Origin of the sequence: Paraburkholderia sp. JHI869, assembly GCF_038900775.1 — a bacterium.
GTDB lineage: Bacteria > Pseudomonadota > Gammaproteobacteria > Burkholderiales > Burkholderiaceae > Paraburkholderia.
In genome coordinates this window covers 61828-77600 of sequence record NZ_JAYMSC010000016.1, presented here as the reverse complement: position 1 = coordinate 77600, position 15773 = coordinate 61828, and the positions used below count along the sequence as shown (strand labels likewise).

Sequence of the window (15773 nt, the reverse complement as noted above, 5' to 3'; positions counted from 1 at the left end):
CGCTTGCGTAACGCCTATTTCAAAAGCACAACTAAACAGCCTGTAAAGAATCCGGCTCGTGCAATACCAGGGAGTGAATCGATGTCGCTTGAACACACCACTGAGGTTCCGCTTTATCGCCGCGCCGACGCGCCGACCGAACAGCGTGTGGCCGATCTGCTCGCGCGCATGACGCTCGACGAAAAAATCGCCCAGCTTCACGCCGCGTGGCTCAAGCTCTCCGCCGACGGCGAGCACAAGGCGCGGAGTATCGATTTCGCGCAAAGCGCCAACAGCCTCACGGTGGACCAGATTCTGCAGCACGGTCTTGGCCAGATCACGCGCCCGCTCGGCACGCACACGGTCGATCCGAAGGAAGGCGTGCGCGCGCTCAACGAGTTGCAGCGCAAGATGGTCGAAGACACGCGCCTGGGCATTCCCGTCATGTCGCACGAGGAATGCCTCGTGGGCCTGATGATCAAGGACGCCACGCTTTTTCCCTCGCCGCTGAACTACGCCGCGACGTGGAACCCGAACCTCGTGGGGGAAGTGGGGCGCATCATTGGCGCGCAGGCGCGCTCGATCGGCTGCCACCAGGGCCTCGCGCCCGTGCTCGACGTGTCGCGCGATCCGCGCTGGGGCCGCACCGAGGAAACGCTCGGCGAAGACCCGTATCTGGTTGGCGTGCTGGCGTGCCACTATGTGAACGGTCTGCAAGGCGAGCGGCGCGACGTGCTCGCCACGCTCAAGCACTTCGTCGGCCATTCGGCGAGCGAAGGCGCGCGTAATCATGCGCCCGTGCATGTGGGCCCGCGTGAATTGAACGACGTGTTTCTCCTGCCGTTCGAAATGGCGGTCAAGCTCGCGCACGCGGGCTCGATCATGCCTGCTTACCACGATATCGACGGCGTGCCTTGCCATGGCGACCGTACGCTGCTGCACGACACGCTGCGCGAGAAGTGGGGCTTCGAAGGTCTCGTCGTCGCGGATTATGCTGCCGTGGACCTGCTCTACAGCCATCATGCGGTCGCGCACGACAGCGCGTCGGCAGCGGCACTTGCGTTCAATTCGGGCCTCGACGTCGAGTTGCCGGGCCACGAGTGCGCGGTCCATCTGAAAGAAGCGCTTGAGCGCGGCGAGATTACCGAAGCGACGATCGACACCGCCGTTTCGCGTGTGCTGGGCACGAAGTTCCGCCTCGGCCTGTTCGAGAATCCGTACGTGGACCCCGAGCGCGTGGACGTAAAGGGCACGGCGGCGGCCGATGCGGCGTATCAGGTCGCGCTCGAATCGGCTGTTCTGCTGCGCAACGAAGGCGGTGTGCTGCCCTTGAACGCCAATGGCACGGAAAAGATTGCGGTGATCGGCCCGACGGCCGACGACCCGCTCGCGCTGCTCGCAGGCTATAGCTTCCCGGTGCACCTCATCAACTCGGGCGAACAGTCGGTCGCTTCGATCGCCACGCCACTGGGCGCGCTGCGCGCGCTGCTGGGCGAGGCGCGCGTGTTGCATGCCAAGGGTTGCGACATCATCAAGGAGCGTCGTGCGGGTGCACCGGTTTTCCCGGGCGACGTGTCGCTCGACTTGACCAATGACGCCAACCGCGACGAATTGATCAGTAAGGATACCGAAGGTATTGAGGGGGCGGTCGAAGCCGCACGCAAAGCGGGCGTGGCTGTCGTATTCGTCGGTGATCTGGCGGGGCTGTTCCAGTCCGGCACGGTGGGCGAGGGCTCCGATACGGACAGCCTGGAACTGCCGGGCGTGCAACTGCAATTGCTCACGGCCGTGGTCGAGAGCGGTACGCCCACCGTCGTCGTGATGACGGGCGGCCGCCCGTACAACCTGGGCGGTCTCGAAGATCGCATCGCCGCGCAGATCATGGCGTTCGCGCCAGGCGAGCGCGGGGCCGAGGCGCTTGCCGATCTGCTCGTGGGTCGCGCGAATTTCAGCGGCCGCCTGCCGCTTTCGGTGCCGAAGAGCGCAGGGGCCGTGCCGTATGTGTATAACCATCGCCTCAAGAGCGCGGGCACGCCCGTCGCCTACCACTTTGGAAGCCGCTATCCGTTTGGTTCCGGTCTTGGCTATACGCAGTTCCGTTACGGCGATCTCGCGGTGGCGCAACGCGAAGTCCCGCTCGAAGACGGCACCGTCGAACTCAGCTTCACGGTCGAAAACATCGGCGAGCGCGACGGCACGGAGATCGTGCAGATTTACGTGCGCGACCAGCACGCGTCGGTCGCCCGGCCCGTGCGCGAATTGAAGGCGTTTGCCCGCGTGCCGCTCGCGGCAGGTTCGTCGGCGCGCGTGTGCGTGAAACTGCCCGTCGACATGCTCAATTTCACCGACGCGCGAGGCGAGCGCGTCGTCGAGCCGGGCGACTTCGATCTGATGGTCGGCAGTTCGAGCCGCGACATCCATCTGCGCGGAACGGTCACGGTTGCGGGCAGCGCGGTGCGAACGCTCCCGCGTGACTGGCGCATGCTGAGCGCGGTCGAAGTCGTATCGTAAGAAGAGGCCAGGCGGCGAGCCATGCAAGGCTCGCCGCCCTGTTTGGGGTCTGACAAGTCAACACTGGAATTTCTGATGTCGTACGCAATCTATCCGAGTCTGGCGGATAAAACCGTCGTTATCACCGGCGGTGGCAGCGGTATTGGCGCTGCGGTCGTCGAAGCATTCGCGCAGCAGGGCGCGCGCGTGTTTTTCCTCGACGTGGCCGAGCACGATTCGCTCGCGCTTCAAGAGACGCTTCGTCATGCGAAGCATCCGCCGTTGTTCAGGTACTGCGACCTGTGCAACGTCGAGGCGATCGAAAGCGTATTCGCTTCCATCGTGGAGGCCGCGGGCCCGATCGACGTGCTGGTGAACAACGCGGGCAACGACGACCGCCATGACATCGGCGAGCTGACCGCGAGCTACTGGGACCAGCGTATCGCCGTGAACCTGCGCCACCAGTTCTTCTGCGCGCAGGCCGCCGCCAGGGGCATGCGGCAGGCGGGGCGCGGCGTGATCCTGAACTTCGGTTCGGTGTCGTGGCACGTCGCCTTGCCGAACCTGCCGATCTACCTGACCGCGAAGGCCGGCATTGAAGGCCTCACGCGCGGCTTGGCACGCGATCTGGGCGGCGCGGGCATTCGCGTGAACTGCATCATTCCGGGCGCGGTGAAGACGCCGCGGCAGATGAACCTCTGGCAAACGCCGGAGAGCGAGGCGAAGGTCGTGGCGGGGCAATGTCTGCAACTGCGCATCGAGCCCGAGCATGTCGCCCGCATGGCGCTGTTCCTCGCTTCCGACGATGCCTCGCGCTGCTCGGGCCGCGACTACTTCGTCGACGCGGGATGGTACGGAGAATGACGATGCCCGCTCCTGTGTGCGTTTGGCCGATCGGTGCGGAGCTTGCCGAAGGGCCGCTATGGCAGGCCGCGGAAAACGCGATCTATTTCGTCGATATCAAGGGCCGGCAGATTCATCGCCTCGTGGTCACGACCGGGGAGCGCACGACGTGGTACGCGCCCGACCAGGTCGGTTTTATCGCGCCGCTAGGGGACCGGGTTTTCGTATGTGGCATGCCCGACGGGCTGTATCGCTTCGATGCGGTGAGCGGAGAGTTCGACAAGCTGCTGGATGTCGAACCGCATTTGCCTGGCAATCGTCTCAATGACGGTTTCGCCGATGCGAGCGGACGCCTGTGGTTCGGCTCGATGGACGACGCCGAGGAAACGCCGAGCGGCACGCTGTATCGCGTGGACGAAGGCGGGCAGTTGAGCACACAGGACAGCGGCTACGTGATCACCAACGGCCCGGCCATGAGCCCGGACGGCCGCACGCTCTATCACAACGACACGATGCGCCGCGTCGTGTATGCGTTCGATGTCGCCACTGACGGCACGCTGTCGCGCAAGCGCGTCTTCACCGCGATTTCCGGCGACGGCCACCCGGACGGCATGGCGGTGGACGCCGAGGGCTACGTGTGGGTCGCGCTGTTCGGCGGCTGGTGCATCGACCGCTATTCGCCCGAGGGCGAACGGGTCGGTCAGGTCGCGTTTCCCTGCGCGAACATCACGAAGCTCGCATTCGGCGGGGACGATCTGCGAACCGTTTACGTTTCGACCGCGTGGAAGGGGCTCACGGCAGCCGAGCGCGAGAAGCAGCCGCAAGCCGGCGGTTTGTTCTCGTTCCGCTCGCCGGTGCCGGGACAGGCTCAGGCACGCTGCCCGGCGGCTTTTGAGCGCTAAGGCGCGCCAGGCCACGTCAAGTCGTATCGACCGTATAGGACTAAAGTCCGATGGTCGGGGCATCCCGCAGTGCTAGGCTCCCAGAGCACACGCCATGGTCCCTGACCGGCGCAACAAGCGTGGCACCTGATCGTTTCAAGGGGACTACCATGCTCTATCGATCGAATACGTGCCTGTCGTTCGCTCGCCGCCTTGCGCTCAGCGTCGCGGCCGTTGGCTTCTTCGCGGGCCCGGTAGCCCTGTGCCACGCGGCCGACACCGAGGCCTCAGCCGCCTCGGAAGCCGTTCCAACCGGCGCATTCGTCGACACGGAAAACGGCACGATCAGTTTGATCGACCAGAAGAATGCGCTCATCGTCGTGACCGTGCCGGGCCACGACGACCTGAGCTTCAGCGTGAAAGACCATCCCGACGTGCTCAATGTCGTCAAGGTCGGCGACAAATTTACAACCCATTATCTTGAGCCCTACGTCACCGGACTGACGCCTGCCGGGAGCGCGGCAGTCACGCGCCTGACTCACACGGCGAAGATTACCCAGCATTCCTCCGGCGCCGACAACGAAAACTTCCAGGTGCTCCGGGTCTTCACCGGCGTGGCGCAAGTCACCGGCGTCGACCGCAAGCTCAATCTTCTGACCGTCGTGGACAAGTCGGGCACGGCGCGCTCCGTTCGGGTGAGCCGCCCGGACCTGATCGAGGTGATGCAGACCCTCAAGCACCATAGCCACGTGAAGATCACGTACGAATCCGAGATGACCATCATCGTCGCCCGTTAGCGGACGCTCAGCTATTTTTTGAGCGGACCGATCCGTTTTCGTTTGCCCATCCGTCTTTAGCATGCCGGCCGCAGAGTGCGCCGGCATCGTCCGGAGCAGGAGGGCAGGATGGAGACGATTCAGAATCAAACCGTGCTGATTACCGGAGGAAGCCGGGGGCTGGGGCTTGCCATGGTGGAGGCGTTGCTTCGCAGGCAAGCGAACGTGACCGCTCTGGCGCGAGATGGCGAGGGACTCGCCGCTGTCGAGCCGCAGGGCGTCGGGCCGACGGCGCTCGCCGAGCCAGACCGCAGCCGGCTCGTGCGGTATGTGGCGTGCTTCAACGCGCGGGACTTCGACACGCTGCGCACGATGCTGGCGGGCGACGTGCAACTCGACCTCGTGAACCGGCTGCGCGTGAAAGGGCGCGACAAGGTTGGCAAATACCTGCACCGTTATGCGCTTGCCGAACAGTGGCGCTTCGAGGCGGCACGCATGGATGGGCGGCCCGTGATGGTGGTGTTCGACCGAAACGATCCGGCTGGCGGGCCGGCGTATTTTGTCGCGCTCGATTTTGTCGGCGACGCGGTGACCGGCATTCGGGACTTTCTTTTTGCGCGGTACGTGCTCGATGGGGCGGAGCTGCGCGGTCTAACCCGGCCCTAAAAAAGCTGTGCGTTGCGATCGGACCGATAATGGTCTATATTTAGTCCTGTTCGACTGGCGACAGGAGTACCCTATGCATCTCGCTGATCACGTGAAACCCATCAGCTATCTGAAGAGCGAAGCTGCGCAAATCGTCAAGGACCTGACCGACTCAGGGGAGCCGCTCATCATCACGCAGAACGGCGAAGCGAAACTCGTTGTTCAGGACGTGCGAACCTATGAATCGACTCAGCAGACGCTCGCATTGCTGAAGATTCTGGCCATCGGCCAAAAGCAGATCGAGCGCGCGGAACACGTAGATGGCGACGAATTCTTCGCAGAGCTCAACGAACTCGACCGCCAGAAAACGCTTCGCTAATGCAGGCCCCGCTGCTGAATTACCGCGTTCTGCCGACCGCGCGGATCGGTATCGATGAGCTGAGAAGCTATATCGTCCGCGCATTCGGATGGGAGACGTGGCGTCAGACGTCGGCTCAACTCCAGGACAGCATTGCGCAGATCCGCCAGTTCCCTGAGAGCGGCCACTTGCCTGCCGAACTTGAAGGCTTTGTCGACGACACTTTTCGACAGGTCCTTTCGGGCAAGAACCGGATTATTTGTCAGGTTCGCGACGACACCGTTTTTATTCACCTCGTGATCGACACGCGACGCGACCTGCAAGCGCTTCTTCAACGAATCGTGCTTCGTCTGATGTAAAACGCATAAGGCGCGTACAAGAATCGTCCATTGGTTGCTAGCTCAACCAATGACTTCCCCGCCGGATTCCTAAAGTTTTCCTTACAGCTTGCCGTTATCGCGGTAGGGTGTCGGCGCCTGTTGTTTTCGCACGGCCGTACGACCCGGACTTGACAGGGCGCGAGAGGCGAAACGTCTCGCGCACGGTACGACCGACGGTGACGCAAGTGAGCTCCCGCAACGAAATCTACTCTTTGCCGCGCGGCAAGCTGGCCCGCTGGTTGACTGAACCTGGACAGGACACGCCGCACGAAATACGCGTCGCCCTGGTCGGCACCCTGTTCGGCACCCTGCCGATTTTCTTCGGCGGCGTGTCCAATACCGTGGCCGTAGCGTGGTTGCTGGCTCGCCGGCACGGCACGCTGCCGTTCAAGCTGTGGCTCATTGCCGAAATCGTGGTTTGCGCGGTGCGCCTCGCCACGCTCACGCTTTCGCGCCGCCGCGCCGCGGAGGGCAAGAGCACGCCCACGGACTTCTATATTCTGTTGGCCCCGCTGTGGGGCGCGACGGTCGGCTATGGCGCGCTCGTCAGCGCCATGAGCCGGGACTGGGTATCCGCCACGCTCGCGTTCCTTTCTGCCGCGGCCATGGTGGGCGGCATCTGCTTTCGCAACTTCGCAGCGCCACGGCTGGTGGCGGTCATGATCTGCCTCTCGCTCGGTCCGTGCTGCATTGGCGCGCTGCTGGGCGGCGAGCCCGTTCTGCTGCTCACGCTCCTGCAAATTCCCTTCTACGTATTTGCCATGAGCATCGCGGCGCGCCACCTGAACGCCATGCTCATCTCGACGATGAAGGCCGAACGGGAAAACAGCCATCGCGCGCGCCATGACGCCCTCACGGGGCTCCTGAACCGCGACGGCCTGTTCAGCGCCGCCGGGCCGGCGAGCGCTTCGCCCATCAAGGCGGGCATGACGGTATTTTTCGTCGATCTCGACGGCTTCAAGTCGGTCAACGACGCGCATGGCCACAAGGCCGGCGACATGCTGCTCGTGCAGGTCGCGAGCCGCTTGCGCATGCTTGCCAGCGCGGGCGCGTGGGTGGCCCGCATGGGCGGCGACGAATTCGTGATCGTCGATCCTCACGTGGACCGGGCGCCGCGCGAATGGGCCAGCCTCGTGACGGAAGCGATCGAGCGGCCGTTCGAGCTTGCGCCGGGGCTGCTGGTGAGCGTCGGGGCGAGCGTCGGTTTCACGACGGTCGCGGCGGACGACCTGGACGTCGATGGGGTCTTGCGCCGTGCCGATCTCGCGATGTATGCAGTCAAGCGCGAGAAGTCGCCGGGCGAGCATGTCCCGGCGGTGGAACGGCCCGCGTGATTCTCGCTGCAAATTCACGCTGGGCGGACTGATCTGCGACAGCTTCGTTTCGATGTTGCTGATCGAAGCCGCACCGCGCGCGCTGGCGCGCCATTACCCTTTTACGAAGTTCGAAGTCTATTCCAATTGCTAAGGCATCCGTACGGACAGGGCAATTGGCGCACTCAGCCCCGCTATGCAGCGGCAAGCATATGCATCGATTCGATGCTTATTTGTCCCCGCTAAAATATCGTTCATTTTTCCAGCGCTCAAATGACATAATCTCTGCCCCGCCGGCTTGCGCGGGGCGGCGCACGTCACATCCGGTTCATAACCCTTTTGTCGACCCCGGCTAATTGCGGCGTCGCACGCGATTCTTTTTTTGATGTTAATTTAAACGTCATTCCCGATTGGCCATTTAAACGGCGATTTTCCCCATTTTTTGGTGCGAAATTGCCGAACAATGGCTTTTATTATTCGCCGCACACAAAACAGTCATCGAAACATGAACGACCGTTCTCCCAATCTCGCGCCCGCGCCACTCGAAGAAACGACACTGCGTCAGTGGTTGTCCGTTTTTGCCGTGGCGATCAGCGCATTCGCGTTCGTGACGTCCGAGTTCCTGCCAGTCGGATTGCTCACCGAGATCGCACGCGACCTCGGCGTGACGCCGGGTACCGCCGGGCTCATGGTGACCACGCCGGGCGTCATGGCGGCGATCTTCGCGCCCGGCCTGATGATGTTTGCAGGACGCATGGACCGGCGGCAGGTGTTTCTCTTGCTCACGGCCATGCTGCTCGCATCGAATATCGTCTCCGCGCTTTCGACGAATTTCGCGCTCATGCTGGTGGGCCGCGCCATGCTCGGCGCGGCGCTCGGCGGTTTCTGGACGCTCGCGACCGCAGCGGCGGGCCGCCTCGTGCACACGAGCGACGCTGCGCGCGCAACGGCCATCATTCTGACCGGTGTGACTTTCGCGACGGTGATCGGTGTGCCGCTCGGCACGTTTATCGCCGGGCTCGCGTCGTGGCGCATGTCGTTTTTCGTGACGGGCGGCCTTGTCGCGCTTGCGCTCGTCGCGCAGGCGTTGCTCGTGCCGTCGCTGCCTTCCGCCGCCGCATTGCGGCTGCGCGATTTCGCCACGCTACTGCGCCGTCCGCATGTGCGCCTGAGCATGCTGATGGTTGCGCTCGTGTTCGGCGCGCATTTCTCGACGTACACGTTCATCGCACCGCTGCTTCAGCAGGACTTCTCGATGAGCGCGATCACGCTGCTGCTGCTCGCATTCGGCGTGATTGGCTTTTTCTCGAACGCGCTGACTTCGGCGTTCGTCGCGACGCGCCTCAAGTCCGCCGTGGCGACAATGACGGCGCTGCTGTTGTGCGCGCTCTCGGCGATGATTCTCCTCGACCACGTACGCATCGGCGAGATCGCGGCGATGCTCATGTGGGGCGTGGCGTTCGGCGCGATTCCGCTGTGCTTCTCCGTGTGGATTCAGCGCGGCACGGCCGATCAGGCCGAAGCGGGCTCGGCGATGTTCGTGAGCGTGATTCAGGTGGCGATTGCGCTGGGTTCTTCGGTGGGCGGCACGATCGTGGACCGCGCGGGCGTACGCGCCGATCTGGTGCTCGGCTGCGTGCTCGCGGTGTTCGGACTCGTGACGTTGCAGCGGCTTGCGGCAATGGAGCGGCCCGCGCGGGTCGCGGCGCTCGATTGCGAGTGCAGCCCGTCGCTCGATTGACACGTGAGCGGTGGAGGTCGGCGAGCCATCGAACTCGTCGCACCACGATGCGCTAAACGCGCGCGCGTTTAGCGTCTACGCAAAAATACCCGATCGCATTGCATCGCGTTAGCGCATTGCACTGCGCTAACGTTTGCGAACGGACATGAACGTACGTGCGCGAAAGCTCGCCGGTTGCGGCGCGGCAGGCTCGCGCGCAGGACCCCTCAAGTGATGCCCGGTTTCGGCCGATATGCAATCTGGCTCCCCTGCGGTGTGCCTGGACTGCTACTCCCGAACTGAAAGCGAGCGTTACGTGCACGGAATCAAGTTTGCCTGGCTGCTATCCGGTCTGATCGGCATGCTGTTGCTGCTGGGTTGCGACCAGCAGAACCATGCCGGGAGCAGCAAGGCCGCGCCGGCGCCGACCACCATCACCGCGTTGATCTGGGCGCCGGACTGGCCGCAGGAGATGCTCGAGATCGCCGCCGAATTCGGCAAGCTCAATCCTGATGTGCACGTGAACGTTCAGTTCATGGTCGGCAACTCGATCGAGGAGAACGTCAAACCGCGCGTTGCGGCCGGCACGCTGCCGGACCTCGTCAGCATCAATCCAAACGCCTATGCCGCCGAGCTGGCCGACCAGGGCGTGCTCGCGGATGTCCGCCAGAGCGCCGCATGGAAGAACATGCTGGATCCGCTCAAGGCCGACTGGACCAGTCGCGGCGGCAAGGGATTCGGCATTTCGGGCGGCGTGGCGACGACGATGATCTATTACAACCGGGCCATGTTCGCGCAGGCCGGCATCGATACGCTGCCGACGAATTTCGACGAATTCCTCGCGGTATGCGCCAAGCTCAAGCAGGCGGGAATGATTCCGGTGATGTGGAGCGGCGGCTTTCCGAACATGCTCGGCAACGGGCCGTTCGCTTCCGGTTTCGCCAATAATGTGGTCGCGCACGAGCCGCACTGGAAAGAGAAAATGGCGGACGGCACACTGAACCTCGATACGCCGGAGGTCGCCGATATTTTCGCCAGGATCGCGCTGATACCCGAGCGTGGGTACGCGCAGCCATCGTTCATGACGACGGGCTACGACGAGGGCATTCGCCTCTTCAAGGAGGGGAAGGTGGCGATGGCGTTTCAGGGTAGCTGGGCCGCGGGCCTCATGCTGCATGGAAACGACTTCTCGGTAGGCGTGTTCGTGCCGCCATGGAACGCGCGCGGCGAACGCGTCGTGCCGGTGTTCGGCAGCGAAACGGGCTTTGCTGTTTGCGAGACGCCCAATAAGGCGGCGGCCATGCGCTTTCTGGAATTCATCACCGGCAAGGGATTTCCCATTCTTCAGAGGAAACGCCATAACGTCTCGCCGTTTCAGCAAGGCATGGGAAGCGTGGTGAGCGACGTGGAAATCGTCGACTACACGAACGCGGTCAGCCACTATCCGGTCACGGCAAGCCCCTATTATTCGTCGCTTCCTTCCAATACGATTGAGCTGGTGCATCGATTGATGCAGGATGTGCTGCTCAGGAAAATCACGCCCAGGCAGGCTGCGGAGCGCCTGGACATCTCGGTCAAGACTGAAGCGAAGATGCACTACAAATGAATGCAATCTCCGCGCTGCTGCGACGCGCCTTCGACTACCTTTGCCAGGATTTGCTTCGACGCGTCGAGATTCGATATCGACTGATTGGCGCCTTCATTCTGCTGGCGCTGCTGCCCATTATCATTTCGGGCTGCATTTCCTATGTGAAGTCGATCGCGGCGATCAAGGAAAATGCGGAGATTTTTTCGAAAGAGGTGGTGAGGCAGGTATCGAGAAACGTCGAGCTGCGCATGCAGCAGATCGAAACGGAAAGCAATCTGCTCGTACTCTCTGACCGGGTCCAGGGGGCGCTGGCGAGAGCGGCAAGCGGCAACGCCCGCGAGCAGAGCGAGGCGCGCGAGGACATGACCCGTTTGCTGCTCGAGCACTACGGGTCGGTCGATTTCATCAATCAGAAATATCTGCTCGACCAGAAAGACCAGATTCTGGATACGCAGGCATTTGCGCAGTTGACTTCGGGGGTGACGGCGCTCGTCGGCATCGCGCAAGAATCGCGTGAACGCACTTACTGGGGCAGCTACGACGATGGGGTCGGTCAGCAGAACCTGGGGATGGTGCGCGCCATTTACAACAAGAGCGACAACACGAAGATCGGCAGTCTGGTTCTGGTCGTTCGCCCTGAATACTTTTCGACGATTTTCAACGACGTCGCTACAGGCAGCGGAACCGAGATTTACGTATTCGACGCGAGCGACAACAAAATCATCGTAGTCCCAAATAATGCGTCGTTGCCCAACCCGGGTGCGACGCCCGAGCCTGGCCTGATCGAGGATATCGCCCGCCACCGCGTGTCGGGTGAGTCGAGCCGGTTCGTCAATTTCGCCGCGAAACGCGGCGGGCATTATGTTGCCGCCTACGCGCGCATTCCCGGCACGAGCTGGTTCGTGGTCAGCACGATCGCCGAACAGAGTCTGACCGCGGAGGCACAGGCCGTACGCAACCAGATCGTGGTGGTCGGCATTTCGGGGTTCCTGCTTTCCATTTTCCTTGCCTACTTTATTTCGTACAGCATTTCGGCGCCGCTCCAGGATCTGGTGGGCCGAATGCACGATACCGGCGAAGATGCCGGCGCGGTCGAGGAGGACGGCAACGAAGGGGACGGCTCGATTGGCGGGCCGGACGAGCTGGCGCGGCTCGCGCACCGTTTTGAGCGCATGCGTACGGCGATCAGGCAGAAGATTCACAAGATCAACGAAATCAATGCAACGCTCGAACAGACTGTCGTCGACCGGACGGCGGAACTCGTCGCCCGCGAACGCGAATCGCGCACCTTGATCGAGAACTCGCCCGATACGATCACGCGATATGACCGCGAGCTTCGCCGCACGTTCGCGAATCCGGCCTTCTGCACGTCGGCGGGATGCGATCTCGCCAGTGTGCTCGGCAAGCGGCCTTCGGAGCTTCCTGGCGGGCCCAATGCGCTGGTCTACGAAAGGAAGATTGGCGAGGTCATCGCGACGGGAAAGAGCGCGCAGTTCGAACTACGCTGGGCGGGAAAAGATGGGCAGGAGCAATGCACGCACATTCGCATCACGCCGGAAATCGACCGGTCCGGTCATGTCACTTCCGTGCTCGCAGTGGGTCGCGATCTCTCCGACCGGATGGCGTTCGAGGCCACCATCTGGAAACAGGCCAATTTCGACGCGCTGACGGGTCTTCCGAACCGGCAGTTGTTCCACGATCGTCTCACCGAGGAGGCGGCGCTCGCGAGCCGGACGGAAAAGCGAGTGGCGCTGATGCTGATCGACCTCGACCGGTTCAAGGAGGTCAACGACTCGCTGGGGCACGACCGCGGCGACGTGCTGCTGATCGAGGCGGGGCGCCGTATTAGCGCATGCGTGCGCAATCTGGACACCGTCGCGCGACTGGGCGGCGACGAGTTCACGGTGATCCTGCCCGATCTCGAAGACATGGAAGCGGTCGAGCAGACCGTGCGCAATATCAATCGCAGACTGACCGAGCCATTCAAACTCGGTGCGGACGAGGTCTATATTTCGGCGAGTATCGGCGTGACTGTCTTCCCCGACGACAGCATCGAACTCGACGCGCTGTTCAAGAACGCCGACCAGGCCATGTATGCGGCGAAGAATGCCGGACGCAATCGCTTTAGCTACTTCACGCCCGACATGCAACTGGAGGCGCAAACGCGCTTGCGCCTGACCAGCGACCTGCGTGCAGCGCTGCCTCGCGATCAGCTTCGGCTGGTTTATCAGCCGGTTGTCGACCTGGCAACGGGCCAGGTCCGCAAAGCGGAGGCGCTGATACGCTGGCTGCATCCGGAGCGGGGCATGATCAACCCGCTGGAATTCATTCCGCTCGCCGAAGATACGGGACTGATTATTCCGATTGGGGACTGGGTGTTCAGGCAGGCCGTGCAGCAGGCGCGGCTGTGGCGTGAGCAATACGATCCGTCGTTCCAGATCAGCGTCAACATGTCGCCGGTGCAGGTGCGCCAGGACAGCACGGTTGGCGCGCGGTGGCACGACTATCTCAATCGCGAGGGCATGCCGGGGCAAAGCGTGGTGGTGGAAATCACCGAGGGGCTGCTGCTACAGGCTGAATCGAATATCGACGAGAGGCTGCTGGATTTCCGTCTCGCGGGCATTGGCATTTCAATCGACGACTTCGGCACCGGTTATTCTTCGCTCGCGTATCTCAAACGCTTCGACATCGACTACCTGAAAATCGATCGCTCGTTTGTCCAGAACCTGAGCGTCGACGAAAACAATCAAGTGCTTTGCGAGGCGATGGTGGTGCTTGCGCACAAGCTCGGCATTAAGGTTATCGCCGAAGGCGTGGAGACCGTCGAGCAACGCGATTTTCTCAAGTCGATGGGCTGCGATTACGCGCAGGGCTATTTGTACGCCAAGCCGATCGCGCCAGAGTTGTTCGAAAATCTGGTCTGGCCGCTGGTCGAAGAAGGCGCGGCTGGCGAGCAGGAGCGAAGCGATAACTAACGAATGGATGCGCTAGCATCGTATCGACTCGTTGCGAAACGTTCGAATCAAAATAGTCAGGCGGCATATAAATCGACGCGTTCAGGTGTTCTGTACGAAGACGTACGGAACACGAAAGGTTTTTCCCTCAGTCTACGGTCTGCATTGACCGTGTGCCTGTATTCGACAATCAGGCTGCGCGAGGGATCGCAATGAACGTGCTGAACGAAGAACGGCCGCTCGATGAAGTCGCGCGGGTGGGAGTGGAAAGTGCACAGGCGCTCGCCGAGTCGATGGACGACGACGGAGTGGGCGTGCTTTACGACAGCGTGCCAGCGGCAATTCTCACGAAGCTCTGCAGCGGGGTAGCCGAACTCGTCGAGCAGCACGGCACCCGCTACTTCGGCTTCAACGGGGCGCAATGGATCAGCGGTACCTGCCTTGCCCCGCTTTTCGAAGACTCGGGGCTGCACGCGTTATTGCGCCAGTTGTATGTGCGCAAGATGGGGACACTGCCGCCCAGCGACCGGATTTATCCGGTGATGCGCGTGCTTTCGGGAGAGCAGGGAATCCGTCACTCGAACAATTTCCACTACGACTCGTATGCCGTGTCGATCTTGCTGCCGGTTCTGATTCCCAACGACCCGGGCGAACTGGCAGGCCATCTTGTGATGTTTCCGAATCTACGCAATGCGCGGCGGTTTGCGATCGTCAATATCGTCGAGAAGGCGATAGTGGAAAAACTGCTCGCAAGGATCTGGCGCCTACCGCGTGTTCAGAAGTGGCTTTCGGCGAAGGTCGTCACGCTGAAGCCGGGGAATCTTTATTTTTTCTGGGGCTTGCGCTCGCTGCATGCGAATCAGGCTTGCGCGCCCTCCAGCGTCCGGTGCACGGTGCTGTTCCACTTTGGCGACCCGCATGAAAGCAGTGTATTCAAAGGGCTCAGCCACCGGCTGCACGCGTTGAAGCTGCGGCGGATGGCACGCGATTGACGCGTTGTATTTGGCAACGCGCCAACATGCCAACACACATCGCTCGCGCGCCGCAGCCGCCATTACTGCGCGAGCCATCCTCCGTCTACCTTCAACTCCGCGCCGCGCATCTCGCGCGCCGCTTCCGAGCACAGAAACGCCGCCACGCCGCCAATCTGCTCGACCGTCGCAAAGCTTGCCGACGGTTGCTTTTCGCCGAGCAGTTTCAGCGTGGCGTCTTCGACTGAAATTGCCTCGCGCTGGGCCAGATCGTCGATCTGCTTTTGCACGAGCGGCGTAAGCACCCAGCCCGGACAGATTGCATTGACCGTGACGCCGCTGCGCGCGGTCTCCAGCGCGGCGACCTTGGTGAGGCCGATCACGCCGTGTTTGGCCGCGACATAGGCAGACTTGCCGACCGAGCCCACGAGCCCATGCACCGACGCGATATTGATCACGCGCCCCCAGCCCGCCGCGCGCATGATGGGAAGCGCCGCGCGCGTTGCGTGAAACGTCGCGCTCAGATTGATCGCGATAATCTGATCCCAGCGCTCGGGCGGAAAATTCTCGATCGTTTCGACGTACTGAATGCCAGCGTTGTTGACGAGAATGTCGAGACCGCCGAACGTGCTTGCCGCAAAAGCCACGAGGGCTTCGATCTCGGCGGGACGGCTCATGTCCGCGTTGTGATGCGCGGCGCGCGCGCCGGCCGCTTCGATTTGCGCGAGTGCGGGCGCTGGATCGCCGAAACCGTTCAGGACGATATTGGCGCCGGCGCGGGCCAGCGCCGTCGCAATGCCGAGACCGATGCCGCTGGTCGAACCGGTGACGACGGCGGTTTTCCCGGAGAGGGAGAGCGTGTTGGGGAGATGCAT

13 protein-coding genes are annotated in these 15773 nt (G+C 62.4%); 12 read left to right on the top strand and 1 reads right to left on the bottom strand.

Going from position 1 to position 15773, the window contains the following annotated elements; translation table 11 throughout:
• The first annotated feature begins 81 nt into the window (after positions 1 to 81).
• The 12 genes from VSR72_RS25265 to VSR72_RS25210 all read left to right on the top strand — a co-directional run bounded on the left by VSR72_RS25265 (position 82) and on the right by VSR72_RS25210 (position 14919).
• On the top strand, positions 82 to 2490 hold the full coding sequence (locus tag VSR72_RS25265; protein ID WP_342955081.1) for a glycoside hydrolase family 3 N-terminal domain-containing protein: 2409 nt from the start codon (positions 82 to 84) through the stop codon (positions 2488 to 2490).
• A 75-nt stretch (positions 2491 to 2565) separates the two neighbouring features.
• Positions 2566 to 3333 carry an SDR family oxidoreductase gene (locus tag VSR72_RS25260; protein ID WP_342955080.1) on the top strand — a complete coding sequence of 256 codons (768 nt, stop codon included), beginning with the start codon at positions 2566 to 2568 and terminating at the stop codon, positions 3331 to 3333.
• A complete protein-coding gene (locus tag VSR72_RS25255) occupies positions 3330 to 4214 on the top strand; it encodes an SMP-30/gluconolactonase/LRE family protein (protein ID WP_342955079.1) in 885 nt (294 codons plus the stop codon). Before VSR72_RS25260 ends, VSR72_RS25255 begins: the two co-directional genes overlap by 4 nt.
• 149 nt (positions 4215 to 4363) lie before the next feature.
• On the top strand, positions 4364 to 4990 hold the full coding sequence (locus VSR72_RS25250; protein ID WP_342955078.1) for a hypothetical protein: 627 nt from the start codon (positions 4364 to 4366) through the stop codon (positions 4988 to 4990).
• Between the two features lie 108 nt (positions 4991 to 5098).
• A complete protein-coding gene (locus VSR72_RS25245; RefSeq protein ID WP_342955077.1) occupies positions 5099 to 5635 on the top strand; it encodes an SDR family NAD(P)-dependent oxidoreductase in 537 nt (178 codons plus the stop codon).
• Between the two features lie 73 nt (positions 5636 to 5708).
• Positions 5709 to 5993 carry a type II toxin-antitoxin system Phd/YefM family antitoxin gene (locus VSR72_RS25240; protein ID WP_342955076.1) on the top strand — a complete coding sequence of 95 codons (285 nt, stop codon included), beginning with the start codon at positions 5709 to 5711 and terminating at the stop codon, positions 5991 to 5993.
• Complete coding sequence (locus VSR72_RS25235) at positions 5993 to 6331, top strand: type II toxin-antitoxin system RelE/ParE family toxin (RefSeq protein ID WP_342955075.1); 339 nt, start codon at positions 5993 to 5995, stop codon at positions 6329 to 6331. The genes VSR72_RS25240 and VSR72_RS25235 overlap by 1 nt, the downstream gene beginning before the upstream one ends.
• A gap of 206 nt (positions 6332 to 6537) precedes the next feature.
• Complete coding sequence (locus VSR72_RS25230; protein WP_342955074.1) at positions 6538 to 7686, top strand: diguanylate cyclase; 1149 nt, start codon at positions 6538 to 6540, stop codon at positions 7684 to 7686.
• Between the two features lie 484 nt (positions 7687 to 8170).
• Positions 8171 to 9406: an MFS transporter gene (locus tag VSR72_RS25225; RefSeq protein WP_342955073.1), complete on the top strand. Its 1236-nt coding sequence runs from the start codon at positions 8171 to 8173 to the stop codon at positions 9404 to 9406.
• A 340-nt stretch (positions 9407 to 9746) separates the two neighbouring features.
• Positions 9747 to 10991, top strand: a complete 1245-nt coding sequence (locus VSR72_RS25220) for an extracellular solute-binding protein (RefSeq protein ID WP_342955188.1) — start codon at positions 9747 to 9749, stop codon at positions 10989 to 10991.
• On the top strand, positions 10988 to 13948 hold the full coding sequence (locus VSR72_RS25215; RefSeq protein ID WP_342955072.1) for an EAL domain-containing protein: 2961 nt from the start codon (positions 10988 to 10990) through the stop codon (positions 13946 to 13948). Before VSR72_RS25220 ends, VSR72_RS25215 begins: the two co-directional genes overlap by 4 nt.
• A 191-nt stretch (positions 13949 to 14139) precedes the next feature.
• Positions 14140 to 14919: a hypothetical protein gene (locus VSR72_RS25210; protein WP_342955071.1), complete on the top strand. Its 780-nt coding sequence runs from the start codon at positions 14140 to 14142 to the stop codon at positions 14917 to 14919.
• Between the two features lie 62 nt (positions 14920 to 14981).
• On the opposite strand, the gene VSR72_RS25205 is transcribed toward VSR72_RS25210, so the two are convergent.
• Positions 14982 to 15773 carry a 3-hydroxybutyrate dehydrogenase gene (locus VSR72_RS25205; RefSeq protein ID WP_342955070.1) on the bottom strand — a complete coding sequence of 264 codons (792 nt, stop codon included), beginning with the start codon at positions 15771 to 15773 and terminating at the stop codon, positions 14982 to 14984.